Raw genomic sequence first — 25471 nt, 5'->3', positions numbered from 1 at the left:
TGCCATCGGTTCGCGAATCATTCAAATAGTTCGTCATGGACGAACGAAAGCGCCAACCATTAAACCAGCTTCTCACCAGCCTGACCCCCGGGCTGATGGTCGATTCCGCGTGGTTGCAGGCGCAAGGCATCTCCAGGACATCGATCCACGATTATGTCCAGCGGGGCTGGCTCGAACGCGTCGCGCCGCGCGTCTACCGACGTGCGACCCCGGCTGGCGGGTCGACGAGCTTGCGCTGGGACATGGCAGTGATGTCGGCGCAACGGATTGGATCTGCATCCTTCTATGTCGGCGGCATGACCGCACTCGAACTCCACGGGCTGGGGCATTTCGCCCGTCTCGGCGGCGATCGGACGGTCCATCTCTATGATCCGGAAGGCGCGGTTCCCTCCTGGCTGCCGAAGCTCCCGACCGACGCGATGCTAGTCCTTCACAACCGCGCGCTGTTCTCGAATCCGTCGCTTGGTGTCGAATGGCATCGGCTCGATCTGGGGACGACGCGCCTCGGTGCTGCCGTGCCGTCGCCAGACGCGAGTGAACCTTGGGACCATTTCTTGGCGGTAGCGGGTGCCGAGCGGGCAACCATCGAGATGATGGAAGACGTGCCCCAAAGCCTGAGCTTCGAGCATGTCGATACGATCTTCGAAGGTCTGACGACGTTGCGGCCGAAGCCCCTGACCAGCCTGCTTGAAGGATGCAAGAGCATCCGGGCAAAGCGGCTGTTCCTGTTCTTCGCCGATCGCCACGACCATGGCTGGGCGAAGCATATCGATCGCCAGCAAATCGATCTGGGTCGCGGCAAGCGGCAGCTCGTCCCGGGCGGGCGACTGGACCCTCATTACCAGATAACGGTGCCGGCGACCTTCGCCGCCAAGGCAGGGGAAACAGCCCAATGACCGCGCAGCGATATGTCGATCAGGTCAGCTTGCTCGTCCGCGCCATTCCCGAGATCGCGCGCGAAGACATCTTCGCGTTGAAAGGCGGGACCGCGATCAACCTGTTCGTGCGCGACTTGCCGCGCCTGTCAGTCGATATCGATCTCGTCTATCTGCCCGTCGCCGATCGCGACAGCTCGCTGCAGGCAGTCCGCGATGGTCTCGACCGGATCGCGTCACGGCTCGAGCGAGACGGGCGCATGGCCGTCGAACGGCGGCTCCTTCCCGACGGCAAGCGCCTTGTGGTCCAGTCCGACGGCGTGACGATCAAGATCGAGGTATCCCCGGTATTGCGGGGCACCGTGTTCCCGCCGGTGCTGAGATCCGTGAACGCTGCGGTCGAGGAGCGCTTCGGCTTCGCCGAGATGCAGCTCGTGTCCGAGGCCGACCTATATGCCGGGAAGATCGCGGCCGCTCTCGATCGCCAGCACCCCCGCGACCTGTTCGACATCCACTTCCTGTTCGCCAACGAAGGGATCAGCGACGATCTCTTCAAGGCCTTCCTGATCTATCTCGTCAGCCATCCGCGTCCCGCGCACGAACTGCTTTGCCCGCACCGGCTCGACATCAGCGCCCAATATAGCGACGAGTTTCTCGGCATGACCGTCGCGGACCTATCGCTTGATGCCCTTCTGGAGGCGCGGGAGCAGTTGGTGCGCGAGGTCCTCGGCCGCGCGAGCCAGGGTGCAAATCGCCACTTCCTCACCTCTTTCCATCACCTCACGCCCGATTGGGATGCGCTCGGCTTCGAGTCCACGATTCCGGACCTGCCGGCGCTACGCTGGAAGCGCCTCAATCTCGAGCGGCTGCGCTCGGAGAATCCAGCGAAGTTCGATCACCAGTTGCAGGCACTCCAGGATTGCCTTGGGTCGGCGTAAGCGTCCGCCCAACCCCGTTCGGTTAGGAAAGCGCTCGGTCGGCAAGCGACCCGGTCTTTGCCGTTTTGATGAGGTCGTGCGCTTCCTGAAATCGGCCCTTCGTACAGCCATCGTCGATGCGGCCGAAATGACGGAGATGGGGACATTTTTGCCGTATGGGCAGGTCTACCAGAACAACAGCTTTCACGCCGACATTGGAAATCCCGGATGACGCTCAGACGCGTCTCGGAATGGGAAGCACTGGCTGTTTGGAGCCCGTCCGCTTCTGAACGCGCATTTGAAACAGCGGATATTGGGCACGCCCTTGCATTGCGCCTCGATTCTATGGAATGATGTAGCTACGCGCACGCTTTTCCCAGATGACCCTTGCAATACGCAAAAATTAGTGGCATAAATCCCTCACCGCTAACGGGGACGCTGCTCCATGGATATTCGCCGTACCATTCTCGATACCATTCCAAAGGAGCTGTGGATCGACCTTGAAGACCGTCACCGCGCCGAGGCGTTCAAGGCGCACGACGTCGTGAAAACGAACATTCCGCTGAACGCCAAGCGCAGCCGCGAGGTTGAGGGGCAAATCCGGTTCCGCCTGCAGGAACAGGGCTATGAAGAGGTGGTGCAGCTTCACGGCGGCCATCTTATCGAGGACGGCGTCATGCCGGGCACCGATTTGCGCGTCTATCAGCCCTTCGCCCGTTTCCAGGGTCCGAAGGTCGGCGTCATCCTCGGCTTCGCCGCGATGCCGGAGCCGCGCAAGATGCCCGCGAAGAACATGTCACGCGCCGCCGGCGTTTCGTTGAACTGGCATCTCCAGCCGAACATGTTCGACGATCCGAAGAGCGTACGCGCAAATGACATCTTCGTACTCTTTCTTACTGCCCGCGATCGCAACAGGGCCGGGATGATCGAGGAAATCGCGGTCGGCGTCATCGGCGCCGACTACAAGGATTTCCTGTTTTACGAATCACTCGAAGACTTCCTGCGCGGTTACGGCGAAGGCAGCGAAGCGCCTGATGATTCCGACGACCGCGGCGCCGAGGTCAAGCTCCGCAAAACGCGCAAGCTGTTCTTGCCGCCGGAGAATCGCCCGGATAGCGACGTCGAGGACGGCTCGAACGAATAAGTTGGTCGCACCGACAGACACTGATTTTTCTCCGCTTCGCACCCCCAAAGGGTGCGAAGCCGCAAGGACTCCGGCCATGAGAATTGGTACTCCAGGATTCATCCCGGCGAGGCTCACCGAAATCCGCCATGCGCGGCGCATCCCTTCTCGCGCTGCGCTGGCCCGGCGACTCAATTCAAGCGCCAGCACGGTGTCGCGATGGGAAGATGAGGACTCAGACCAGACCCCAGACCCGGCCACACTTCTTCATCTCGCCGGCGAGATGCAGGTCCGTCCGGAATATTTTCTACGCGAGACTTACGAGAGTGACCGGCCGACCTTCTTGCGTTCGCTGTCGAGCACCCTTGTTCGCGACCTCGCATATCAAAAAGCGCAGATGCAGTGGCTGCACGAAGCCAGCTACATCATCAGCCATTATGTCGATCTGCCCGAAGTAGATATTCCCGATGTCCTGGCAGGCGCCGACTATACCCAGCTGCGCGACGCGGACATCGAGCAGATCGCCGTCGACCTCCGTAGACACTGGAACCTCGGCGAAGGGCCGAGCGGCGATATGGTCACCTTGATGGAGCGCGTCGGCATTGTCGTTGCCACCATCCCGATGAACACGACGAAGCTCGATGGCCTTTGTAGCTGGTCTCCCATCGATGGTCGGCCGCATGTGCTTCTCGCGACCGACAAGATGTCCTTCCCTCGCAGACAGATGGACGCGGCGCATGAGCTGGCGCACGCCATCCTCCATAGAGCGGTGCCGGCCGAGGAGTTCGAAGCCAATCTCCGCGTGATCGAGCGTCAGGCCTTTCGGCTCGGCAGCGCCTTCCTCATGCCATCGACAAGCTATCCGCATGAGGTTCGCCGCTGCTCGCTTGCGGTGCTAGCCAGCCTCAAGGAGAGGTGGCGGGTGTCGATCAAGGCGCAGATCAAGCGCCTTTCCGATCTCGACATCATTCCTGAAGATTTGTCGCGTCAGCTTTACAAACTCTATTCGGCGAAGGGCTGGTCGAAGGGCGAGCCGCTGGATCAGCACTGGCCCGTCCAGCAACCGCGAGCTCTTCGCGACAGCCTCAACCTGATCGTCGACAATGGCGTGCGCAGCAAATCGGACCTGCTTGCGACCGAGTTCACGATCTCGGCAACCGATGTCGAACTGCTTTGCGGTCTCTCGCCGGGCTGGTTCGAACGCGATGCAGCTGAGGTCGTGACGCTGAAGCGTACTACGTCGGATGGCGAGGCTTCGCCGCAAGGCGAAGGTCAAGTCATCGCCTTTCCGGACCGCCATCGCCGCTAGCGCGTCGCGCAGCCACGCTGCGGGGTCAACGAAGTTGAGTTTGGCGGTCTCGATACGGTCGACCACTTAACGGAACGAAGCGATAACCATAGGCTCTTGACCTAGACGCGGCATTTTGTTCGTTCTTTGTTCCATGCTATATAGTGCGCTCATCGAGTCGTCTTGCGTGAGGTGAGCCATGCAGATGGACTGGGGGTTTCCGCGATTGACCCGCGAAATGCGCGAGCGCGGCGATCTGCCCGGACGGATCGGCCTCGTCGCCGATCTCACCAATCCGCTATGGGACAAGCTCGTCGTGCAGCCGCAATATCGCTGCCTGGTCCCACTCACGCACTTCGCCAATCCCAATGGTGATCCCGGATCGAAGACGCGCAGCTGGTTCTCGGTCTCCGATCGGCCCCTGCTCGCCTGGGCGGGCTTCTGCCGCAATGTCCCGGACTATGGACCCGTCTATGCCGGCATGACGATGACGGCCAATGCGGCGGTCGAGCCCTATAACGACCGCATGCCAGTGCTGCTCGAACCGCAAGACTATGCGCGGTGGCTCGGCTGCTCGATCAGGGACATCATCGGCTTTCAGATTCGTCCACCGATAGCGGCTGCGCGGATGACAGTGTTGCACAGTGAGGATCTCTGGCGGAGCGGTGATCTTCCGGCCGCGCTGCAACCGCAAATGGCTTTGCTATGATCGCGATCATCGGCGATGATCGACCCTGAAGCACGGGCCAGGACCGTCCATGTGTAATCTCTACACAGTCAGGAAAAGCGCGGCAGAAGTCGCGGCGCATTTCGGTGTCGATGTGCCGACCGAATTCAATACGCCCGAAGAAACACTGCCGGGTTATCCCGGCATGGTCGTTCGCGAAGCCGAGGGCGCGCGCGTTCTTCAGTCGATGGTGTGGGGTTTCCCGCGGCCGATGAAGAGCAAGAAAACCGGCCTTCCGATCAAGCCAAAGCCCGTCAACAACATCGCCGACCTGACCAATTTCATGTGGCGCGGGATCGCACCGAAGCCGCAGTGGCGCTGCCTGATCCCGGTGACCGGCTTCGCCGAAGCGGAGGGTGAAAAAGGCTCGATGACGCGGACCTGGTTCGCGGTAAAGGATCAACCGATCTTCGCCTGGGCGGGGATGTGGCGGATCAGCGACGAATGGGGAGCCGTTTATTCCGGGATGATGACCGACTGCAATGAGGCGATCCGTCCGGTGCACGACCGGATGCCGGTCCTGTTGCACCCGGACGAATATGACCAGTGGCTCCACGGCTCTCTAGATGATGTGATCGCCTTCCGCGACCGATGCTTTCCGGACGAGTTGATCGAGATGAATCGGACGGACGAGCTGTGGTCGCGCCGGCGACCCGCACAGGTAAGCCTGGATCAACTCTGACCGCGGCGGCCTCGCGGCCTGGCCCCTGCCCTATCGATCGCGATCGCGCGGCTTGGGCCGTTCGCGATCGGGTGTCTTGCCGCTTTCGTTTCCGGTCTCTGGGCTACGCTCGACACCGCCACCAGCGGCCCGTTCGGCCATCATGATTTCGCGCGCACGCTGCAGGCGCCGCGATACGGCCGGCGGCATCGCCGCGACGAAGCTCGTCACGTCTTCGGCTAGAGCGAGGTCATCCTCCTTGCCCGTCGCGGCCAGCGCTGCCGCCGCCTGGGCATAGGCACCGCGGATCAACTTCTGCCGGCCGAGCGCTGCCACATCCTCGGGCCGCCGCTCCGGCTCGGCCGAGCGCGCGAACTCGGCCGCGCGTTCCTCGGTCAGCCGATGGATGTCGAGCCCCCTGCCCTGCTCCGCCGTGCGCGCTTCGAGATGCAGCGCCGGCGAGCGAACCCGCTTCTGGACGTGACCGCGCGCCCGGCGCGGCGTCGCCTCGGCCGCCACGCCGCGTTGCCGCAATTCGTGCGCAAAGCTCTCGCGCCAGTGGTGCAGATCGGCCTTGCGGGGATTGAATCGCGTTCCGTCTTCGCCCTGGGTCGCAACGGTCAGGTGGACATGCGGATGATCGGTATCGGTGTGCAGCGCGACCATATAGGCGAACTGCCCTTCGAACTCGACGCGCGCAAAGGCCTGGACCGCGTCGTGGATCGTCGCCGCATCGGTGGTGCCGCCCGGCATCGAGAGCACCATCGACATCGAGGTCGGTCGATCCTTGCCGTAGGGGTTCATAGCCTGATCGAGCATGTCCCAATCGGCGGCGATGACCTTGAGCCGCTTCTCGTCCGTGATGATCTCGCCTTCGCTGCTGCGAACCTCGAGTTTTCCGTGCCGCGAAATATAGCCGAAATGCTCGGCGAGATGGGCAGCACCACGCTGCTTGCCCGAGATCTTGACCATGACCTCCGGAGCCTTGCGCACGATCCGTTCGAGTTTCGCTCTAGCCTCGGCCTGCGACAAGGCGGGCGCGCCCTCCGCCCCTCCCCTGCCCTTGCCGCCGGATCGAATTCGCAGCGTGCTGCCCTTCAACGTCCGCTTGCCCCCGGTCGGCGGGCGCCAAGCCTCCATCAGGCTCGGCAGCGGAAGGACGTCATCATCCTTCATGCCGACGTATCCCAATAGGAGACGTCGCCGGCGAGTGCACGACCCAGCGCGCGAAGCTGACCGTCGATTTCTTCCTGGAACGAGGCGACCCGCGCCGCTTCGCGCGCGAGATCGAGGCCGGAGTCCACCATCGTCGCCGCATTGAGCGCATGTACCGCCTGGTTGAGGTTGATCCCGATCCGATTGAGCTCGCGCCAGGATTGCGAGATCAGCGCGCGGTCGGGTTGTGGCGGCGGCGATTTGCCGAAGAGCCGGCGGCGCAACAGCGCGACGATCCATTCGGTGCGTTTGAGACCGCGTTCGCTTGCCGCGGCGTCGAGCCGATCGATGTCGGTCGCGGTCAAGCGAATCTCAACCCGGGCGGTCGTCCGCTCGCGCGCCGACGGGACAAGGACTTCATCTTGGGGATTGCGAAGCGCCTGATCTATCAGGCCGCGCAAGTGGGCCGAACGACCTCCGTGGGAAGCCGCCATCGCATCGAAGCGCGCCGCGAGATCGTCCGGCAGGCGAAGGCCAAAAAAAGCCATGCGCCACCCTATTGTTAAACATCCCCGGCGACAAGCCTATCCGGCCCTCACCTAATTTGAACCTTCTACAGTCTGCTCAAGCAGACTCGGAGCCTTCCTTCGAACCATCGCCTCCCCGGCTGCGTACGCAAGCCGAAAATGCCCTGCGAAATGAAAATGGCGGCATCCCTGAAGAGGGGATGCCGCCATAGCTCAATCTGAAAAGATTAAAATCTTCACGCGGAGTGAGGGGTTCTGGTGGCTGGTTTCGCGCTAGGCATCATTGGCCGACGTTGGCGGGTTCGCCTCGTCGATCAGGCGTTGAATGGCCGCGATCGGAGTGTCGTCCTCAAGACGGATCATCGCACCGCACGAACAGGCCGCGGCCTTCTGCAACCGTATCTGGCTGAATGGCACGTTGAGAATTGCCCCGCATTTTGGGCAATCCACTTGCGCACAGATATCGTCCAACTCACCGGCCATCGGTAATCCTGACTTTCCAAAGCGTCTCATCAACCTCAGTTCGCCACTCTACCCTAATCGCGTCAATCGAACGACAGGTCGGATGATGCCACCTCGTCTTCGCCGCCGTCATCGAACACGACACGGACCCGATCAGGCAGCACCAGTCGCGCAGATCTGGTGCCAACCATGACCTTGAACGGGCTCGGCAGGAACGATGCCGAAGACCGCCCTGCCCTGCCCACCCGCTTTCCAGGCGCTGGCTCGACTGGCGCGGCGGCGGGCGCGGCCTTTGCAGGCGCCACAGTTTCGGCCGGCACCTTGAGCGAGGTGACGAACTTCGTGCCTTCCGCAAGCGTCATGCCCCGCTCGCCGAATCCCCTGACGAAGTCGCGAACCTCTAGCGGGTGCTTTCGTGCAGCCCGGTGCAAATCGTACAGAACCCGGATCGGGGCCTTGTCGATTGCTTCGCGCAGATATGGCTCCATCTCGCCATAAGCGGCGTAGAGCGAGACGAACTGCTTCGAACGGCCGAGCGCCTTGGCGATCTCGGCCTGGTTCTTTCCATCGGCCAGCATGCGCTCGACGCCCAAAGCGAGCTCGCGCGGTGTGAGGCCGGCACGCTGGTCATTCTCGACGATCTGGTCGGCAAGGACATCGGCCCCCTCCCCGGCATCGCTGACAATGGCCGGGATCGTTTTCTTGCCCGCAGCAAGCGAGGCGCGGTAACGCCGCTCACCCATCCGGATGACATGCTTGCCATCTCCATTCTTGGGACGGACGATAATCGGCTGCAGCACGCCGCGCGCCTCGATCGAAGCCGCAAGCTCCGCCATCTCGGCTTCATCGAAATGCGTGCGGGGATTGCCGGGATCGGGCATCAGCCAGTCGAGCGGCAGCTCCTCGACGCGGCGCGCACTTTCGTGCGCGCCAACCAGCATCCCGAATTCCTCGGCCCGTTGGTCGAACTTTCCCATCAGGCCGGCTCCTTGGTCCTGGTATCAACCCGACGTTCCACCTCGGCGAGGATCGTGCGGATCTCCTCGGAGGCCGCCTTGGCGCCGCTCCCCTTCTCGTGCCAGACCGCATGATGGTTCTCGGCCGAATGTTTGTAGGTCGGCCGCGCCTTCACGAAGGCCGGGAACATCATCGTCGGGCCGACCGCGTGCGCGAGCTTCACCGCATTCTCCATCTCGCGCTTGTCGAAGGCGTTGACCATCGACGGTAGCAACCCAAGAAAATTGACCTTGCGACCGCCGCGCGCGGCTTCGGCCTTCTTGAGCGCGGTCAGCAGCATCTTGGCGCACTCGATCGAATCCTCGGCAACCTGGACCGGCGCGATCACCTCGTCGGCAACCGCCATCGCGCTCAAGGTCAGTTCATCCCACTTGGGTCCGGTGTCGATGACGCAATAATCGAAATGCTTGGGCAGCCCCCGGAAGCGCCCGATGAAGTCGTGCACGTCCTCGGCCGCCTTGACCATTTGCAGGCGCGGGTCGGCGCCGAAAACGGTGATGCCGGGTGCGTCTTCAAGCACGAGCTTGGCCTCGGGATCGAACAAATCGGCCGAGAACCAGCCATTGCGCTCTTTGGCAAGCCGGCGCGTCGAGCTGCCCTGCGGATCGAGGTCGATATACGCGACCCGGCGGCCTGCCTGCTCGGCGAGATACCAGGCGAGATGGGTCGCGAAGAAGGTTTTCCCGACGCCGCCTTTCAGGAGGCTGATCACGATGGTTTTCACAAAGATCTTCCGTCCTGGGCAACCGCGCTCAATAGTCGTCGCCGCCGTTGCGAAGGTTGCGCTCATAATGGTCCCGCGCCGACCAGTCGCCGCGCGCGCCGAATCTGGGTCCGACGTAGCGGAACAGGTAGACGGTCAGCGCGAAGCAGGCGAACGCAAACAGGATCGCATGATCGGGATGGCGCGAAAAATACTCAGCCATCATCTGTCTCCTTGAGAAGCGCGGGCCGTGGCTGGCGGCCGCGCCGATCACGAAGCTCCTCATCGGGGACATCGAGACCATAGGTTTGCTTGAGCGCGTTCATGATCAGCGCTCGCAGCGTGATATTGCCCTGATCCAAGGCGAGGCGCGCGATCGTGGCGTGCATCTTCGGGGTCACGCGAAGCTGCAAAAAGGCTGAGCGCCTGTCTTCGCTCCCCTGCCCCTCCATCGCCACAGGCGTCCTCTCCTCCATCATGACAAGGACATCGGGCTATGCTTCCGACGTATTGAATTCAATACAATGTCGGCGGACGGATGGTTTTTCGCGATCATCGTCAGAGGCCGGAGTCTGCTCAAGCAGACTCCCGTCTTGCCGAAAGCGAAGAGTCTCAGCTCTCGGCGGGCGCGGGCATGCGCCAGCGCTCGACCAGCGCGACGATCTGGTCCTTATAGCCAAACTGGTCCGGGTAGATCGCGCCGTGATGGCCACCCAGATAGAGGAAGACCAGGCCCATATCGGCGGCGACCGCGTGATCGACGCCGAACAGATCGGCGAGGTCGAAGCCGCCATTGTCGCCAGCATTCCACCAGGCGAGCAGGAAATTGGCGACGCGCTTGGCCTGCCCGGTATCGGACGCGGCGAGATCGAACAGGCGGTCGAGCGCCTCGAAGACAGGTTGCTGGGTCATATCCGACTCCGCAAAAAAATGGTGGCCCCGACCGGGGTCGAGGCCAGTATATCTCAGTATTCGTGCGTGAGAAGGATTGTCAGCACGCGCGTGGTCATTTCCGGATCGGCGGGATCGGACGAGCCAAAGTCCAGCGTGCGATCATAATAGTCGATCTTCCAGTAAAGCGCGGCACCCCGGAATTCGAACCGCCCGAAATCGCGCTCGCCGTGCGGATCAACGTCGGGACCAAAATCGTCATAGTCGCGGATGGCGCGCAGCAATTCGGCCTGGGCATGGAAGTTGCGGAACAGGCTGACGTCGCCGATCAGCTCCTGGACACCGATGGTCATCACCACACGATTGTGGCCGGGCTGGGTGAGGTTCTGTCGAAGGGCATCGTTGAGGCGGGCAATGGTCGCGATGCGATCCGACGCTGGGGCAGGGGAGGCGTTTCGATCGGGCATGATGTACGATCCTGTGTTTTTCGACAAACCCCGCCGATCGGGGTCTTTCAACAGGGACCGGCGCGGCGGGGCACAGCAGGCTTGCGCACCCGCAGGGTCGAAACGGCAGAGGAGAAGCCCGGCTACGGGCTTGCGCGCGCCTGCGCCTCGGCAATGACCGGACATGGTGATGATCCCGTCGTCTCGGCGGCTGCGAACACCTGGCCGTCACGCTCTCGATCAGGATGCTGGACCAGTCGCGATGAAGCGGACTATCGTCGACAAGATGACCGCCGCGCTCCACATTCTCTGGCCGATTTGGACGAAAACCGTCGGTGCCATGAGCAAGCGCAATATCCTCGTGCGCAGCCAGTGTCGGCGCTGCGGCGCGCTGATGCGGGTCGATCCGGGCGATCTGGTCGCGCGATACGGGGCAGGGCATTCGATCATCGACACCCAGGAACGCTGCCGAATGGTCGCCTGCGACGGCGCGGCCTATTATCTGGCGGCCCGAACCTATGGCGCGCCGTGGCGCGTCCTGCTCGACGATCCGGTGTTGAAAGAGGGTCTTGAGGGTCGGCCTGCGGCCGTTACCGGCCGGAGCCCGCAGGATTGCGGACGAGCGACGGTTTTGGACGTCAGCCCCTAGCGATCAGCCCTTATAAACGCTATCTTGGTATCAGCAGAATCGCATCAAGCCTGAAGGAGGGCAGTATATGGCGACAAACGCAGTTATTCAGCCCACGACGGGCAAGATCAAGTCGCGGCGGGTCCGCTTCGGCAGCGTAACGGTGACAGCCCCAGCGCCGTCGTCGGCGCTCGTCCAGCACAATATCGAACTCAGCACGCAGGCCCTTGAGCGTGTGGCGAAGCGCCTGGCCAAGCCGGGCGTGACGCTCCGTGCGAAAAAGGACGTGCCGCTCTACTCGCTCGATAGCGATAATCCGGACGTGATGATCCGTAAGCTGAACGGCAAGACCGAACGCGGCCAGCTGGTTGACGGTAGCTTCAAGGCGATCGATTGACCTCTGCGATCGAGGCGATCCGACAGGTTCGCCAGACACAGGAAAAGCGTAAGAAACCGCTCGCGATCGTGCTCGCTGGCCATAATGGTTCGGGCAAATCGACATTGTGGCGCCGTAGCCTCGCCGATGAATTGCAGATGCCGTTGGTCAATGCCGACCGCATGATGCTGTCGATCCTGCCCGAGCAGGCGAGCGACGGCGCGCTCCCGTCCTGGGCGGCGACACTGCGCGATACCGATCAGAGCTGGATGAAGGTGTCGCAGCAGGGCGTACAAGCCTTTGTCGGTCATGCGATGAACGCGAAGGTACCCTTCGCGATGGAAACGGTGTTTTCTCACTGGCAGGCGCTGGGCGACGGCACCTTCGAATCCAAGATCGACCAGATTCGCCAGATGCAGACGGCGGGGTATTTCGTTCTCCTGATCTTCGTGGGCCTGGCGAGCGTCGAGCTCTCGATCGGCCGCGTCCAGACGCGGGTTCAGGAAAATGGCCATGCGGTGCCCGAGAATAAATTGCGCGAGCGGTTTCCGCGGACCCAGATGGCGATCGCCGAAGCGATAAAGGTCGCCGACGCGTCCTTGCTCGCGGATAACAGCCGGACGTCGGCACAGGCCTTCACCGTCTGCCGGGTCCAGATCGAGGGGCGCGAGATCTTTGACCTAAGGGCCGGCGAGAGGACCGCCCCGAGCGTGATCTCGCGCTGGCTCGAGATCGTCAGCCCCCGCGTCGGCTGAGCGATAGCCCCCGCGGCAGGGATCGCGACCCGCATGGGCCGAGACCCGGAACGGGGCTCGGGGCGTCAGCCTAGAGCCCGGTCCGGTGCAACCGGAGCCGTCTGATCCTGCTCCAGCGCACCAAAAAGTCGCTCCAGCACCATGTCCAGGCTCACCAGTTTCTCGAACTTGCTGATCCTGATCGTCCGATGGTTTGGCCGTTCAGCCTTCTCGCCCTGCGCATTTCCCTTGGCATGCTTGGCGATCATGTTCCGGCTGATATCGGGCAAGGGCTCACCCGGCGTGCCCCCAAACCAGAGATAATGGTCAAACAGTAGATCCGGCGTCACCACGATCCACAATATGCACCCGCTCGGCTTATCCATCAGCTTGAGGTTGATTTTCACCTCATCGGTCTTGCCCCCGAGCGTCTTGGTCTTGAACTGGATATGACGGGTGACGCGGTGATAGCTCATCACCAGATCTTAGCCGCCGGCATCGAACTCGGATCGCAGCACCTCGACGTCCGTTACACCCTGCTGCCAGAGCCGGCGCAGCGCTTCGCCCACGAAGACATGCTCGACGATACGTTCGCGCAGCGTCGAGTTGATATAATGCGGACTGGCTTGTTCGGTCAGGTCATCCAAGGGCGATCTCGCGAGAGATAAGGGGCGGGGGCACAGCCCCCGCCCGAGGGTCAGGCGTAGGGATCATATTCGTTGATGACGGATACGTCGCCGTCGAAGTCGTCGGCGGTGATGACGCCGAACTGCGTTCCGATGGCGATGACCATCGTTGCGACCATGAGGCTTTTCGAGAGGCTGAGTGCGCTTCTGCGGGCGGTCCAGATGTCGGTGAACATGTCGAGGCTCCTTCAGATGCCGGCGGGTTCATCCCCGCTCGACTGGCGCCCGAAGTGTTGGTCTCGTGGCCGCGATCATCTTTTGGCGGCACGGCAAAAGGCCGTAGCGAAGCGTGCGGACCCTTTACGGGTTGATCGCATTAGGCCGCGGGAGCGACCAAGGATTGCGCGTCAAAGAGCGGGGTGAAGCTGCCGGCATGGGGGTGGCGCTGTTCCACCGTGCTGATCCCAAATCGACATCATCCGACCCCAGGCCACCGTTCGTATCTTGTTCCACGAAACGCGCGCGCTACTGTCCCGCGATGACCTGGTTGCGCTCCCCATCTTCGATCTGCCTGCTGCTGATGGGCAGCGTTGCCTGCAGCACACCCGCCGGCGCCGAGACCGGGCAGGTCCGCTATGTGACGGATGGCGACACGTTTCGCCTGGAGAGCGGCGAGCGCATCAGGATCGCCAATATCGACGCGCCCGAGATTCACGCGCGCCAGGCGAAATGCCGGCTCGAGATCGAACGCGGCGAAGCCGCATCCGAGCGCGCCCGCGCGCTGCTCGATGGCAAGGTCGTGACGTTCAAGCGGGTAGGGCACAGCTATAACCGGACGGTCGCGCGCGTCCGCGTCGACGGCCGGGATCTGGGCGAGGCTCTCATCGCCATGGGCGTCGCGCGACCATGGCTTCGCCATCATCCCAAACCCGACTGGTGTTCCTGATGGATTGCCAATTCTAGGGCGAGGAAGGTCTCGCCTTCGCAAGTGTCGCCGCGTCCGCGGCGCCGTCGAACCACCGCTCGATCGCCGCAACAAAGAGCGGGCCTCCGCCCGCTTCGGCGAACAGGGTCAGGGAGGAGCGGAGCTTCATCGCATCGACCTCGCCGAACACCGCGATCGCGGTTGTCCCGGTCAGATCCTGCAGCGCGCCGACACAGTCGCGAAGGCGGAGCCCAAGAAGGGGATGCGCCAGATAGGCGCGCGCTTCGTCCAGCGATCCGATGGCATAGCGCCGCGCCATGTCGCTGGTGCCGAGACCGGCGATCTGCGGAAAGATGAACCACATCCAATGACTGCGCTTGGCGCCGCGCCGGATCTCGGCCAGCGCAATGTCATAGGTCGTCGCCTGTGCCGTCACGAATCGGTCGAGGTGGAAATCCGCAGCCATCACGCTCCCATACCCTCCTGGCATCCAGGACGCGTCGCTTCGCACAAATTTTTTGCGGCCTTCAAAAGCCCGGCGAAGGCGGTTATCCACCGCCGGAGGCAAAATCGATACGCCCCCGACGCTTGACTCTCGAACGGACTGAATAGAACAAATAGCGAACGAATCAACCGCCCGAGTCTTTTGAATGTTATGCGCGAAGCCAGCGTCATCGAAAATCTGCGAGCGCGTATCGCGCAGATCGAAGGCGTGGGCGCGCGCCATGGATCGATTCCGTTCGGGCTGGAGGCCATCGACGCCAGCCTGCCGGGCGGCGGTATAGCCAGCGGCGCGCTGCATGAGGTCGCCGGCAGTCCCGATCTTGCCGACGATGCGAGCGCGACGATCTTTCTCGCCGGCATCCTCGCACGGGTGGAAGGTCCGGTCCTCTGGTGCCTGCGGTGGCGCGACCTGTTCGCGCCCGCGCTCCATCTCGCGGGGCTCCATCCCGATCGTATAATCTATGTCGAGGCGGGCAGCGACGCGAACGTCCTGCTCGCCATGGAGGAATGCCTGCGTCATTCCGGCCTTGGGGGCGTGGTCGGCGAGGTCACCAAATATAGCACCACGGCATCGAAGCGTCTCCAGCTCGCCGCCGAGGGATCAGGCGTCGCCGCCTTCGTCTTTCGGCGTGCGTCCAAGCCCGAGCAGGCCGCCGAGGGAACCGCCGCTGTCACGCGGTGGCGGATTACGGCCAGGCCAAGCGAGGATCTCGGCATCCCGAGCCTCGGCCGCGCGCGCTGGCACGTCGAGCTGGAGCGCGTGCGCGGGGGGAATCCGCACGCATGGATAGTGGAGGGCTGCGATGCGACGGGTCGTATCGGTCTACCTGCCGCACTGGTCGACAGACCGGCTGCGGCGGCAGGCCGCCAAGTCGCCGCCTGACCGGCGCGACACACCAACCCCGACACGCCCGCTTGTCACGGCGATCCCCGATCATGGCCGGCGTATCGTCGCGGCGGTCGATGCCGGCGCACGCGCGCTCGGCATTGCGCCCGGCATGACCATCACCAGGGCGCGCTCGTTCGTGCCGGAGCTCGACGTCGTCGACGCGCAACCTGAAGCCGATGTCGAGGGATTGCGCCGCTTGGCGCTATGGGCGGGCCAGCGATACTCGCCGATCGTCGCGCCCGATGCACCCGACGGGCTGTGGCTCGACATTACCGGCTGCGCGGCCCTGTTCAGCACCGAGGCGGCCTTGCTCAAGGATCTCCACCGCCGCGTGGCCGCCTTCGGCGTATCGGTTCAGATTGCTGTCGCCGACACCGCAGGCTGTGCCCATGCGGTCGCACGGCACGTCCCCGCCGGTCGGCCGGTGACGATCGAACCTGGCGACCACCGCAAAGCGATCGCACTCCTGCCGATACGGGCGCTGCGGCTAGAAGCCCATGTCGTTGAGGGACTGCGAAAGCTCGGCTTCGAACGTGTCGAGCAATTGATTGGCGCTCCGCGCGGGCCGCTCGCCAAGCGGTTCGGCCGTAGCCTGCACCGCCGGCTCGATCAGGCGCTTGGGGCTGTGTCCGAACCGATCGAGCCGATATTCCCCGAGCATCTGCCCCGCGCGCGCCGCGGCTTCATGGAGCCAATCGCGACAGCGGAGGCGTTTGCCAAGGTGATCGGCGATCTTATCGCCGAAATCGCCGATCAGCTTGGCCGGGCAGGCAAGGGCGCGCGGCGCCTCGATTGCTATTTCCTCCGGGTGGACGGGCATACGCAGGTCATCCGGGTCGGCACCGCTACGCCGAGCCGCGACCAGACCCATTTGTCGAAACTTCTTTGCGCGAAGATCGAGACTGTCGAGCCAGGTCTTGGGATCGAATCGATGACCTTGCTGGTCTCGCTGATGGAGCCCGTCGCCGCGCGACAGGGCGAGAGCCTGGAGCGCCTGGGCAAGCGCGGGCCGGATCTCGCCGCTCTGGTCGATACCCTCTCCAACCGTTTCGGCAGTCGGTGCCTGCACCGCATGGCGCCGCACCCGAGCGAGATGCCCGAGCGCTCGGCGACGAGTTCACCGGCGCTCGATACCGCGCGGGGCGCGGGATGGGACGATGATCTGCCGCGCCCCGCACGGATGCTGGCGCGGCCCGAAGCAATCGAGGTCATCGCCCTTCTGCCCGATGACGCGCCGAGGATGTTCATCTGGCGCGGCAAGCGATACCGGGTCACGCAGGGCGACGGACCCGAACGGCTGCACGGCGAATGGTGGCGTGACGCCGGAATCGAGAGCGAGCAGCCGCTCAGCATCCGCGACTATTATCAGGTCGAGACCATGAGCGGCGGCCGTTACTGGCTGTTCCGTGCAGGGGACGGAGAGAGCCCATCGACCGGATCGATGCGCTGGTTCCTGCACGGGGCGTTCGCGTGAGCGAGGGCGAGGCCCGTTATGTCGAGCTGCAGGTCACGACCCATTTCAGCTTCCTGCGCGGTGCGTCGAGCCCGGAGGAGTTGTTCGTCACGGCCGCGCGCATGGAGTTGCCCGCGCTCGGCATCGTCGACCGCAATTCGGTCGCCGGCATCGTGCGGGCCTGGGACGCCGAGAAAACGACCGGCGTCCGCGCCATCATCGGCTGTCGGCTCGATCTCACCGACGGGACGGCGCTGCTGGTCTATCCCACCGACAGGGCGGCCTATGGCCGCATGTGCCGGCTCCTCAGCGTCGGCAAAGGTCGGGCGGGAAAGGGCGCTTGCCACCTTGAATGGTCCGATGTCGCGGAGTGGAACGAAGGGCTGCTCGCGATACTCGTCCCCGATCGCGCCGATGCGGTGGCCGAGGCCGCGCTGGCGCGGACAAAGCACATGTTCGGCGATCGCGCCCATATGGCGCTTGTCGTCAGGCGGCGGCCGAAAGACGCAATCCGCCTGCGCGATCTGTCGGCGCTCGCGGCCGCCGCGGGCGTGCCGACCATCGCCACCAACGACGTCCTCTATCACACGCCCGACCGTCGGCTGCTGCAGGATGTGGTCACCTGCATCCGGGAAAAATGCACGATCGATACGCTGGGGGCGGCGCGCGAACGATTTGCCGATCGCTATCTCAAGACCGGAGAAGAGATGGAGCGGCTCTTTCGCCGCTACCTGAAGGACACGCGGCCGGTTGCGCGCAGCGTCGAATTCGCGGCGCGCTGCACATTCAGCCTCGACGAACTCAAATATCAATATCCCGACGAGATCCAGGTGCCGGGCCGCACCCCGCAACAGGAGCTCGAACGGCTGACCTGGGAGAAGGCCCCCGAACGCTATCCCGAAGGCATCGAAGGCAAGGTGCGCGCGCAGCTGGAGCATGAGCTTCGGCTCATCGCCCAGCTCGACTATGCGCCCTACTTCCTGACCGTCCATTCGATCGTCGCGGAAGCGCGGCGGCGGGAGATCCTGTGTCAGGGCAGGGGGTCGGCCGCGAACAGCGCGGTCTGCTATGTGCTTGGCATCACCTCGATCGACCCGGTCCGCTCGGAACTACTGTTCGAGCGTTTCGTCTCGGCCGAGCGGCGCGAGCCACCCGATATCGATGTCGATTTCGAACATGAGCGCCGCGAAGAGGTGATCCAGTGGATCTACGAGACCTATGGCCGGACGCGCTCCGCGCTCACCGCAGTCGTCACGCGCTACCGCGCGCGCGGCGCGGTGCGCGAGGTCGGCAAGGCGCTCGGACTGTCGGAGGACATGACGGCCGGCCTGTCGGGTGCGGTCTGGGGATATAGCCGCGAAGGCGTCGAGGCGAAGCACGCGGAGGAACTCAATCTCGACCTGAACGACAAGCGCCTCGCGCTGACGCTCGAATTGGCGCGGACGCTGATCAACACGCCGCGCCATCTGTCGCAGCATCCCGGCGGGTTCGTGCTGACCCGCGATCGGCTCGACGAGCTTGTGCCGATCGAACCGGCGGCGATGGACGATCGCCAGGTTATCGAATGGGATAAGGATGACATCGACGCCTTGGGCTTCATGAAGGTCGATGTGCTGGCGCTCGGGATGCTGAGCTGCATGCGCCGCGCGTTCGAGTTTCTCGAGAACGACAAGGGCATCAAGCACGACCTCGCGACGATACCGGCCGAAGATCCCGCGACCTATGCGATGATCAGGAAGGCAGATACCTTGGGCGTCTTCCAGATCGAATCCCGCGCGCAGATGGCGTCGATCCCGCTGATGGCGCCGAAGACATTCTACGATCTCGTGATCCAGGTCGCGATCGTCCGCCCCGGGCCAATCCAGGGCGACATGGTCCATCCCTACAGGCGGCGCCGTAACGGCGAGGAGGCCGTCACCTATCCGACCGAGGAGCTGCGCCGGGTCCTGGAAAAGACGCTCGGCGTGCCCCTGTTTCAGGAGCAGGCGATGCGGGTGGCGATCGAGTGCGCCGGCTTCACGGCAAGCGAGGCCGATCTGTTGCGGCGCGCGATGGCGACGTTCAAGCTCACAGGCGGGGTCAGCCATTTTCGCGACAAGCTGATCAGCGGCATGGTCGGCCGCGGCTATGATCAGGAATTCGCGGAAAAGACGTTCAAGCAGATTGAGGGTTTCGGCTCCTACGGCTTCCCCGAGAGCCATGCCGCGAGCTTCGCGTTGATCGCCTATGCGTCGAGCTGGATGAAATGCCATCATCCCGACGCCTTCTGCGCGGCATTGCTCAATGCGCAGCCCATGGGGTTTTACGCGCCGGCGCAGATCGTGCGCGACGCGCGCCAGCACGGGGTCGAAGTACGGCCGATCGACGTGAACGCCAGTCGATGGGATTGCACGCTGGAAGCGAGCCGCGGACGGTACAAGGCCGTCCGTCTCGGGCTGCGCATGGCACGCGACCTCTCGAACGCCGATGGTGCGGCGATCGTTACCGCGCGTGGCACGACGGCTTATACCAGCATCGAGGAGATCCAGCGCCGTGCCGGCGTCGGGCGCGGCGCGCTCGACCGGATCGGCGATGCCGACGGGTTCGGATCGCTGGGCGCGGACCGCCGCGCCGGGCTGTGGGAGGTCAAGGGCCTCGGAAGCGCGGCGCTACCCCTATTCGCGGCTGCCGATGAACGCGACGGCAAGCTGCGGCAGGAGGCGATCGAGCCGACGGTCATGCTCGCGTCGATGGGGGAGGGCGCGGAGGTCGTCGAAGACTACCGCGCTTCGGGCCTATCGCTCCGGGCGCATCCGCTCGCTTTCCTGCGCGACGAACTCAAGGCGCGCAAGATGATCACCTGCGAGGCGCTGCGCGCCATCAAGGATGGGCGCTGGATCGAGCTCGCCGGCATCGTTCTCGTCCGGCAGAAACCGGGGAGCGCGAAGGGCGTCATGTTCATCACGCTGGAGGATGAGACCGATGTTGCCAACCTCGTGGTGTGGACCAAGGTCTTCGAGGCCAACCGTCGCACGGTGCTCGGCGCGTCGATGATGGGCGTGCGTGGCCAGGTGCAGCGCGAAGGTGAGGTCATCCATATCATCGCTCAGCGGCTCGACGATCTGTCGGGCATGCTGGCGAGCGTCGGCCGCCGCGCCGACGTCGCCGATATCTATCGGGTCAGCAGGGCAGACGTGGTCAGAAACCCGATGTCCTCGGACCCGCGCGATCCCGAGCATCAGCCCCTGGGGCGGGCCGCGAGGGAAATCTACATTCCCGATCTGCGGCTCGGGTCCGGGATCATCCCCGGCCAACCGACCGAGGGCATCAAGATTAAGCCGCGTGATTTCCGCTGACCGCAGACATAGAAAAGGCCCGGTGGCTTTCGCCACCGGGCCGAAGCCGCTTCAGAACGGGATGTCGTCGTCTTCGGTCGTGTCGTTGCCGTTGCCCGACCGTTCGGAGGCCTGACGGGCGCGGGTGAGGAAGGTGACCTCGTCGGCGATGATCTCGGTGCCGTAGCGCTTGATGTCGTCCTGGTCGGTCCAGGTCGTGTAGTGGATCCTGCCGCGGACCATCACCTTCATGCCCTTCTGGACATAGTCCTCGACGGTCTTGCCAACGCCGTTGAAGCAGGTGATCCGGTGCCATTCGGTGTCCTCGACGCGGTAGCCGTCGCGATCCTTGATGACCTTGCCGTCGCTGTCGCGCTTCGGCCGCGAGGTTGCGAGCGAGAAGTGGGTGATCTTGGTGCCGCCCTGCGTGGTGCGGACTTCCGGGGTGGCGCCGACGTTGCCGGCGAGGATGACGATGTTCTGCATGTCGAGGTTTCCTTATCTGACGGCCGAGGGATGATCCCTTCGACTGATCCCCGGAAAAGGCGGCCAGGACGGTGCCTCCACCGAAGCGCGCCAGCGCGCAGGGGAACCCCGAGGCGAGGGGTGGTGCGGGCAGCCGTGGCACACGGCAACTCGGCCCGAAGGATTGCGGGTTGGAGGCGGCGAACGGCCGACTTAGGGGTCAGGTGAAAGAGAAGGGATTGTCCCTCACTGCCGACACGAACACGGGAAACAGTGCAGGATCGTCCGCCATTCTCGTCTGTGTCCACGCGCCGGACCTCTCGACCCGGCGGCACCAAGATCATCCACTTCCTTCCCGCCCGGCCGCAAAGAGCCAGCGACGGCGCAACCAGATAAGCCGGCCCCCGATAGAGCGAGGACCATTGGCACCGATCCCAAGCGGGCATCGGCAAGCTCGAGGAGATCCACAGATGGTCAGATTGTGTCGGCCCCCGGCCCTTAATTCATGGCATGAACTCGACCGGCACGTTCGCGCATCGTCTCGCACCGACCTGATAGACGCATTGCCACCGACGCCCATCTGCTCAGGCGCCGCGCGTATCGGGAAAGGAACAACACACGTTTCGCCGACATCACGGTGAACGGGTTTGCGCCGGCACGCCGAGGGCCTTGAGGATCGGTTTCAGCCGCCGGCCCGCAGCTTGCCAGTGATCGACAAGCTCAAAAGAGCGGGCTGCAATGAACCATTCCCGATCACGCCGCCGCATTGCTCAAGGCGCTGGCGATTTATTCGAACAGACGGCAATCTGCGCAGAATGCCAAATTCGACGTCCCAAAAGCCGCCCGCCGATCGCCGCGATCTTGAGTATTTCGCAATGGCAGTTTGTTACGGCAACGCGGCAACCTTGCTGAACGAGCAACCGGCAACGGACAAATCAGTCCATTGGCCCTTCTTCCAGCTTGTGGCGCATGCGCTGGAGCTTTCGCTCAAGGCTGTCCTCAGCCACCAAGGCCGGGACGAGGAATGGCTAATGATGATTGGGCACAGTCTTGAGCGCTGCTACACGCAGGCGATCAGCGGCGGCCTGTATACCGATCGCGATCCGGCAATGGACGCGCTCATGGGTTCGCTCGACGAACCCCATGCGCTCCAGGTCTTCCGATACCCTCAGACCTCTCGTTGGGTTGCCCCAGATCCGCATTGCACAATCCAGACAATGGAGACCCACCTCGAAATCGTGAGGCGCTATCTCGCCGTCCAGACTGGAGCAGATCGCCGCTAAGTTTGGAGGGGCACCGGGAAAACCAGTGCCCCCGCAAGGTCAACGGGATCGCTGCCGGCGTTCCGGATCGAGTGACGCAGGCGCTGTTCCCAGCGGTCTCCGACGATCGCCGACCCCGATGTTACGCGCCTTGGGGCGAGACACGGCGCCGCTCCTTGGCGGATTGATGGTTGATGCGCCGCGTCGGCGCGGGCGACGGCGAAGCCGCAAACGGCTCGGCCGCTGGCATGCCAGCGGCCGAGCCGTAAACTCAGGCGACCTTGCGGTCGGTCTGAGTGTTTTGAGCGGCGGGGGGCGTACCCAATGGGCCGCGACGATCGACCACCCGGATGCCCGCCTTCTTCGCATCGATCACCAGACGCTCGGTCACGCCGTTGCCCTGGAAGGCGATGACGTAGCGGGGTTTCAGCGAGAGCATCTGCTCGTTGCGACGGAAGCCGGCACGATCTCCGAGCTTGCGATCGAGACCGAAGCGGACTTGCTGGATGCCGTGCTGTTCGGCCCAGGAGGCGGCGATGCGCTCGATCCCCTTCATGTCGCCGCCATGGACGAGATACATGTCCCCGACACGCTCCCGAACCGCGTTGAGGGTGCGCAGCAGATTGTCGCCGAACGCCTTCATGTCCTCATCGGTCCTGAAGGTCAGCCTTCCGCCTGCGAACACGACCGGCGTACCCTGTGCCGTATTCGCGTCGCGGATCCGCTCGCGGCGTGCGCGGAGGAATGCTCGCCCATCGACGATTGCGGACGTGACTCCCAGCGAGATGCGGTTGCCGGTCGACGGAATCCAGGAGCGGCCCGTTTCGCGGATATAATGCCCGGCCGCAGTGTCGCGCATCAGCTCGTAGCAGGAGGCGGCTTCCTCGATCTTCTTGGCGAGGTCGATTTTTTCCTCGAGGTTGGAGGTGTTGATCTCCGAACCGTCCTGCTCGGCGATCAGCAGCCTGATCTCATCGGTAAGGCGGTCGATTGTCGCGTGCTTCTTGGCCGCGGCACGGTGGAAGAGGTTGACCAGACCCCAGCCCATCTCTTCGATGTCACGCTCGAGCGACGTGTTCTGGAGGGTTGCGAACAGATCGCTCCAGATGGCGGTGGTGGTCTGCTCAAGGGCCTCGGACGGGGGAGGGGCCATTCCTGAGACCTCTTCTGCGTGGGGTTCGAGGTGTCCGAGCTCCAGTGCGGAAAGTGCTGCGGCAAGGGAAGTGGTCATGGGTCAAGCCCTTCATCTGATCTGGGCCGGCGGCCTATCCGCCGGATGCGCATCTCCTGGGCGGCCGAATGAGAGGCGCCCGCACCGGAGCGCAGCGAAGGGAAACCGCAAAAACCGGGGTGGAGCGGGCAGCCGCGAAGCGGCAACTCGGCCCGGATTTTTGCGATTGCGGGGGCCTCGCGGCCGCCCATATGCCGCATCCTCTGGCGGAAGGCTGTCGGACGTCAGATGGCGTCGGGCAGAACAGCACCCACGCTTGGCGCAGCGCTTGAAGTGGGGCTTAACCCGCAGCACGCGATGTCGTCGAGAATGGCCTTTCCGGTCGCGCACAGGCGCACCATCGCTGCTGGGGTGATCCGTAACCCACCATCGGCGCCGATGGCATCGACCATGATGCGGAGTTGGTCGACCAGATCGTCACTCCGGGTCGCGGCAAAGCCCGCGAGGGCCGCCACATCCGTGAACAGACGAGGGACGGTGAGGACGGAGGCATCCGCTCCATCGGGGACAAAACGCCAAGGATCAATGTCCGCTCCTTCGGCGATCGCGGTGACGTAGGTGAGGTGCTCCGTCTCGAGGCTCTTCCACCCGTCGGTCGTGTGTGACGCGTCGATCGCGGCACGACAGGCCCCGATGAGATCCTCCGCCTCGACCGTGAGCTCGGCGCGATAGGGGGCAGGGTATTCGCAGTGAACGGTGAAGGTTTTCATGGGACCGGACTCCTGAAAGTTGGCGATGTGGAGCAACCCGAGCATTTTCGGGTCATTCGTAACGGGGACGCTCTGCCGGGAAGGCGAGAGGAGGCCAGCCATCGTGGACGCGGGCCTCGAAGCGCCCGGCGGAAAGGACGCTGCTGATCTCCCGCGCGTGATCACCGGTGTTCCAGTCGCGATCGAGGTGGGCCTGAACCTCGTCCGACATGGCTTTCACCCGGGCTTCGTGCCCATCGGCAAAGGTGGTGCCGAAGGCCGTCAGCTCCGGATCGGTGCAGAGTTCGCCGGTCTGGTAAAACCAACCGCCCTCTTCAGGGCCGCCATAGGCGAGCTGGACGAGATAGACGGCAATGCTGTGCATGTTGGGCTCCTTTGGGTCGGCGAGCATCCAGGCTCACCGGCTCCGAAGGCTGCCTCCCCTCAGAAAGCGTCGATCGTCAGTCGATGACTTGCCAACCGAATGAGCGCCAACGCTGACGGTTGGGTGCGTATTTGGCGGCCGTCGCCAGGATGATCTTGGCCGGTTGCGCAGGCCGATCACCGGCGACGTTGAGCCGTCCGCCAAGGGCGGCTGCGTCGGCCGCGCGCGCGGGCCAGCATTGATCTATGTGGAGCATCTCCAGCGGGAAGCCGGAGACGCCTTCAACGACGAATTGCTTGATGATCGGGTTAGGCATGGGCGGGACTCCGTTCGAGCGCATCGGCCGCGCGGTGGAAGTCGTCGAGCCAGCGACCCATCGGCGCGCGTTGGTCGACGGGGAGGGCGGCCTGTGCCGCCTGGAAGTCGAGCAGCGCGATCGGCGCAGTCTCGACGATATGGTCGACCTCGGCCGGAGGAAGCAGACCGCGCGTCCGGATGAACTCGGTGATGCTGCCGGGGCGCGGCGTCGCACCGCGATGGCCCAGCACCGGCTTGCGCCAGAGGCCGGCGACGTTGCGGAGACGCGGCTTGGCCCGAGCCTCCATCAGCACGATGACGCGCAGCTCCTCGACCGAAAGCTCCAGCACCTCGTCGGGCTTGATGCTACCGCAGAAGAAGCAGCTCGACTTGGGCGGCACGGGCAAGCCGGCGCGCGCGATCCGTGCCTCGCATTCCGGCCGCGACCATCCCCATTCCCGCAAGGGATAGCGATAGGTGTAGCGAGGATCCTCGCACCCGATCGCGTGGTGGTAACGCTGCGTATCGCGCGCAGATGCGTCATAGCCGATCAGCTTGACGACACGGCCGCCCTCGTCCCAGCAGCGGCGGGCCGGTTCCCATCTGGCGGTCCACGCATCCTGCGGGGCCGCCTTCCATTTTTGCGAACACGACCCCCCACCAAAGACCACGGAGGGCAGGGTGGCGTTCGTGAGCATGTTCTCGGCAATGCCCGCATAGGGCGGCCAGTGCTTGAAGTTGCGAGGCTGGTAACGGACGATCTCGGACGCGATGCCGCGGCCGGCCATCCAGCGCCGGAACAGCGGGATGTAGTCGTAGGTCCGGGACTTCTCGGCGCCGGGATCGGCGAACAATACCATGTCAATCGGATCGCCGCGCTCGGCGAGTTCGACGATCATGG

General features: G+C 63.9%; 33 protein-coding genes. 14 read left to right on the top strand and 19 right to left on the bottom strand.

What is annotated here, in order from left to right:
* The first annotated feature begins 35 nt into the window (after positions 1 to 35).
* The 6 genes from EJC47_RS16305 to EJC47_RS16280 all read left to right on the top strand — a co-directional run bounded on the left by EJC47_RS16305 (position 36) and on the right by EJC47_RS16280 (position 5612).
* Positions 36 to 896: a type IV toxin-antitoxin system AbiEi family antitoxin gene (locus tag EJC47_RS16305; protein WP_126848938.1), complete on the top strand. Its 861-nt coding sequence runs from the start codon at positions 36 to 38 to the stop codon at positions 894 to 896.
* Complete coding sequence (locus tag EJC47_RS16300) at positions 893 to 1813, top strand: nucleotidyl transferase AbiEii/AbiGii toxin family protein (RefSeq protein ID WP_126848937.1); 921 nt, start codon at positions 893 to 895, stop codon at positions 1811 to 1813. The genes EJC47_RS16305 and EJC47_RS16300 overlap by 4 nt, the downstream gene beginning before the upstream one ends.
* A 424-nt stretch (positions 1814 to 2237) precedes the next feature.
* Entirely contained in the window at positions 2238 to 2936 is a 699-nt protein-coding gene (locus EJC47_RS16295) for a hypothetical protein (protein WP_126848936.1), read from the top strand.
* A 76-nt stretch (positions 2937 to 3012) separates the two neighbouring features.
* Positions 3013 to 4224, top strand: a complete 1212-nt coding sequence (locus EJC47_RS16290; protein ID WP_260591621.1) for a helix-turn-helix domain-containing protein — start codon at positions 3013 to 3015, stop codon at positions 4222 to 4224.
* A gap of 178 nt (positions 4225 to 4402) precedes the next feature.
* Entirely contained in the window at positions 4403 to 4912 is a 510-nt protein-coding gene (locus EJC47_RS16285; protein WP_126848935.1) for an SOS response-associated peptidase family protein, read from the top strand.
* Positions 4913 to 4961: 49 nt separating this feature from the next.
* Positions 4962 to 5612 carry an SOS response-associated peptidase gene (locus EJC47_RS16280; RefSeq protein ID WP_046194671.1) on the top strand — a complete coding sequence of 217 codons (651 nt, stop codon included), beginning with the start codon at positions 4962 to 4964 and terminating at the stop codon, positions 5610 to 5612.
* A gap of 30 nt (positions 5613 to 5642) precedes the next feature.
* Here EJC47_RS16280 and EJC47_RS16275 read toward each other — a convergent pair whose 3' ends face one another.
* The 9 genes from EJC47_RS16275 to EJC47_RS16240 all read right to left on the bottom strand — a co-directional run bounded on the left by EJC47_RS16275 (position 5643) and on the right by EJC47_RS16240 (position 10813).
* Positions 5643 to 6767 (bottom strand): relaxase/mobilization nuclease domain-containing protein, encoded by a 1125-nt coding sequence (locus EJC47_RS16275; protein WP_126848934.1) that lies wholly within the window; start codon positions 6765 to 6767, stop codon positions 5643 to 5645.
* Positions 6764 to 7294 carry a plasmid mobilization protein gene (locus EJC47_RS16270; protein WP_126848933.1) on the bottom strand — a complete coding sequence of 177 codons (531 nt, stop codon included), beginning with the start codon at positions 7292 to 7294 and terminating at the stop codon, positions 6764 to 6766. Before EJC47_RS16270 ends, EJC47_RS16275 begins: the two co-directional genes overlap by 4 nt.
* A 252-nt stretch (positions 7295 to 7546) precedes the next feature.
* On the bottom strand, positions 7547 to 7756 hold the full coding sequence (locus EJC47_RS16265) for a hypothetical protein (protein ID WP_046194673.1): 210 nt from the start codon (positions 7754 to 7756) through the stop codon (positions 7547 to 7549).
* A gap of 62 nt (positions 7757 to 7818) precedes the next feature.
* On the bottom strand, positions 7819 to 8712 hold the full coding sequence (locus tag EJC47_RS16260) for a ParB/RepB/Spo0J family partition protein (RefSeq protein WP_126848932.1): 894 nt from the start codon (positions 8710 to 8712) through the stop codon (positions 7819 to 7821).
* Entirely contained in the window at positions 8712 to 9476 is a 765-nt protein-coding gene (locus EJC47_RS16255; RefSeq protein WP_126848931.1) for a ParA family protein, read from the bottom strand. Before EJC47_RS16255 ends, EJC47_RS16260 begins: the two co-directional genes overlap by 1 nt.
* 28 nt (positions 9477 to 9504) lie before the next feature.
* Positions 9505 to 9678, bottom strand: coding sequence for a hypothetical protein (locus tag EJC47_RS21085; protein WP_167535076.1), 174 nt, complete (start codon positions 9676 to 9678; stop codon positions 9505 to 9507).
* The gene (locus tag EJC47_RS16250; RefSeq protein ID WP_226952306.1) at positions 9671 to 9907 is read right to left on the bottom strand and encodes a hypothetical protein; all 237 of its coding nucleotides are present in this window, start codon (positions 9905 to 9907) and stop codon (positions 9671 to 9673) included. Before EJC47_RS16250 ends, EJC47_RS21085 begins: the two co-directional genes overlap by 8 nt.
* Before the next feature lie 160 nt (positions 9908 to 10067).
* Positions 10068 to 10367 carry a DUF7673 family protein gene (locus EJC47_RS16245; RefSeq protein WP_126848929.1) on the bottom strand — a complete coding sequence of 100 codons (300 nt, stop codon included), beginning with the start codon at positions 10365 to 10367 and terminating at the stop codon, positions 10068 to 10070.
* A 53-nt stretch (positions 10368 to 10420) separates the two neighbouring features.
* The gene (locus EJC47_RS16240) at positions 10421 to 10813 is read right to left on the bottom strand and encodes a DUF3768 domain-containing protein (protein WP_126848928.1); all 393 of its coding nucleotides are present in this window, start codon (positions 10811 to 10813) and stop codon (positions 10421 to 10423) included.
* Between the two features lie 241 nt (positions 10814 to 11054).
* On the opposite strand from EJC47_RS16240, the gene EJC47_RS16235 reads away from it, so the two are divergent.
* The 3 genes from EJC47_RS16235 (at position 11055) to EJC47_RS16225 (ending at position 12551) form a co-directional block, all read left to right on the top strand.
* Positions 11055 to 11441 (top strand): hypothetical protein, encoded by a 387-nt coding sequence (locus EJC47_RS16235; RefSeq protein WP_126848927.1) that lies wholly within the window; start codon positions 11055 to 11057, stop codon positions 11439 to 11441.
* A gap of 67 nt (positions 11442 to 11508) precedes the next feature.
* A complete protein-coding gene (locus EJC47_RS16230) occupies positions 11509 to 11817 on the top strand; it encodes a hypothetical protein (protein WP_046194679.1) in 309 nt (102 codons plus the stop codon).
* Positions 11814 to 12551, top strand: coding sequence for a zeta toxin family protein (locus EJC47_RS16225; protein ID WP_126848926.1), 738 nt, complete (start codon positions 11814 to 11816; stop codon positions 12549 to 12551). Before EJC47_RS16230 ends, EJC47_RS16225 begins: the two co-directional genes overlap by 4 nt.
* Before the next feature lie 65 nt (positions 12552 to 12616).
* Here the strand turns inward: EJC47_RS16225 and EJC47_RS16220 are convergent, their stop codons facing one another.
* The 3 genes from EJC47_RS16220 to EJC47_RS21080 are packed head-to-tail and all read right to left on the bottom strand — an operon-like array spanning position 12617 to position 13392.
* On the bottom strand, positions 12617 to 13006 hold the full coding sequence (locus EJC47_RS16220; RefSeq protein WP_260591619.1) for a hypothetical protein: 390 nt from the start codon (positions 13004 to 13006) through the stop codon (positions 12617 to 12619).
* Positions 13007 to 13015: 9 nt separating this feature from the next.
* On the bottom strand, positions 13016 to 13177 hold the full coding sequence (locus EJC47_RS21420; RefSeq protein ID WP_260591618.1) for a hypothetical protein: 162 nt from the start codon (positions 13175 to 13177) through the stop codon (positions 13016 to 13018).
* A gap of 50 nt (positions 13178 to 13227) precedes the next feature.
* Positions 13228 to 13392, bottom strand: coding sequence for a hypothetical protein (locus EJC47_RS21080; RefSeq protein ID WP_185867698.1), 165 nt, complete (start codon positions 13390 to 13392; stop codon positions 13228 to 13230).
* A gap of 164 nt (positions 13393 to 13556) precedes the next feature.
* On the opposite strand from EJC47_RS21080, the gene EJC47_RS16215 reads away from it, so the two are divergent.
* Positions 13557 to 14102 carry a thermonuclease family protein gene (locus EJC47_RS16215; protein ID WP_260591617.1) on the top strand — a complete coding sequence of 182 codons (546 nt, stop codon included), beginning with the start codon at positions 13557 to 13559 and terminating at the stop codon, positions 14100 to 14102.
* A gap of 13 nt (positions 14103 to 14115) precedes the next feature.
* Here EJC47_RS16215 and EJC47_RS16210 read toward each other — a convergent pair whose 3' ends face one another.
* The gene (locus EJC47_RS16210) at positions 14116 to 14547 is read right to left on the bottom strand and encodes a DUF1810 domain-containing protein (RefSeq protein WP_126848925.1); all 432 of its coding nucleotides are present in this window, start codon (positions 14545 to 14547) and stop codon (positions 14116 to 14118) included.
* A gap of 189 nt (positions 14548 to 14736) precedes the next feature.
* Here EJC47_RS16210 and EJC47_RS16205 point away from each other — a divergent pair, with 189 nt between their 5' ends.
* The 3 genes from EJC47_RS16205 to EJC47_RS16195 are packed head-to-tail and all read left to right on the top strand — an operon-like array spanning position 14737 to position 20262.
* The gene (locus EJC47_RS16205) at positions 14737 to 15468 is read left to right on the top strand and encodes an ImuA family protein (RefSeq protein ID WP_126848924.1); all 732 of its coding nucleotides are present in this window, start codon (positions 14737 to 14739) and stop codon (positions 15466 to 15468) included.
* The gene (locus EJC47_RS16200) at positions 15389 to 16948 is read left to right on the top strand and encodes a DUF6504 family protein (protein ID WP_126848923.1); all 1560 of its coding nucleotides are present in this window, start codon (positions 15389 to 15391) and stop codon (positions 16946 to 16948) included. The genes EJC47_RS16205 and EJC47_RS16200 overlap by 80 nt, the downstream gene beginning before the upstream one ends.
* Positions 16945 to 20262 carry an error-prone DNA polymerase gene (locus tag EJC47_RS16195; RefSeq protein WP_126848922.1) on the top strand — a complete coding sequence of 1106 codons (3318 nt, stop codon included), beginning with the start codon at positions 16945 to 16947 and terminating at the stop codon, positions 20260 to 20262. Before EJC47_RS16200 ends, EJC47_RS16195 begins: the two co-directional genes overlap by 4 nt.
* A 51-nt stretch (positions 20263 to 20313) precedes the next feature.
* Here the strand turns inward: EJC47_RS16195 and EJC47_RS16190 are convergent, their stop codons facing one another.
* Positions 20314 to 20727, bottom strand: a complete 414-nt coding sequence (locus tag EJC47_RS16190) for a single-stranded DNA-binding protein (RefSeq protein WP_046194686.1) — start codon at positions 20725 to 20727, stop codon at positions 20314 to 20316.
* Positions 20728 to 21413: 686 nt separating this feature from the next.
* On the opposite strand from EJC47_RS16190, the gene EJC47_RS16185 reads away from it, so the two are divergent.
* The gene (locus tag EJC47_RS16185; protein ID WP_126848921.1) at positions 21414 to 21989 is read left to right on the top strand and encodes a hypothetical protein; all 576 of its coding nucleotides are present in this window, start codon (positions 21414 to 21416) and stop codon (positions 21987 to 21989) included.
* Between the two features lie 250 nt (positions 21990 to 22239).
* Here the strand turns inward: EJC47_RS16185 and EJC47_RS16180 are convergent, their stop codons facing one another.
* The 5 genes from EJC47_RS16180 to EJC47_RS16160 form a co-directional block, all read right to left on the bottom strand.
* The gene (locus tag EJC47_RS16180) at positions 22240 to 23199 is read right to left on the bottom strand and encodes a DUF2493 domain-containing protein (RefSeq protein ID WP_126848920.1); all 960 of its coding nucleotides are present in this window, start codon (positions 23197 to 23199) and stop codon (positions 22240 to 22242) included.
* Between the two features lie 224 nt (positions 23200 to 23423).
* On the bottom strand, positions 23424 to 23909 hold the full coding sequence (locus tag EJC47_RS16175) for a hypothetical protein (RefSeq protein WP_126848919.1): 486 nt from the start codon (positions 23907 to 23909) through the stop codon (positions 23424 to 23426).
* A 52-nt stretch (positions 23910 to 23961) separates the two neighbouring features.
* A complete protein-coding gene (locus EJC47_RS16170; protein WP_126848918.1) occupies positions 23962 to 24273 on the bottom strand; it encodes a hypothetical protein in 312 nt (103 codons plus the stop codon).
* 76 nt (positions 24274 to 24349) lie between these two features.
* Positions 24350 to 24589: a hypothetical protein gene (locus EJC47_RS16165; protein ID WP_068075336.1), complete on the bottom strand. Its 240-nt coding sequence runs from the start codon at positions 24587 to 24589 to the stop codon at positions 24350 to 24352.
* Positions 24582 to 25469: a hypothetical protein gene (locus EJC47_RS16160; protein WP_126848917.1), complete on the bottom strand. Its 888-nt coding sequence runs from the start codon at positions 25467 to 25469 to the stop codon at positions 24582 to 24584. Before EJC47_RS16160 ends, EJC47_RS16165 begins: the two co-directional genes overlap by 8 nt.
* Between the last annotated feature and the right edge of the window lie 2 nt (positions 25470 to 25471).

The sequence above is a fragment of the Sphingomonas sp. TF3 genome (genome assembly GCF_003985085.1).
Taxonomy (GTDB): Bacteria; Pseudomonadota; Alphaproteobacteria; order Sphingomonadales; family Sphingomonadaceae; genus Sphingomonas.
The sequence above is the reverse complement of the archived record's forward strand: the minus strand, read 5'-3'. Positions and strand labels throughout refer to the sequence as shown.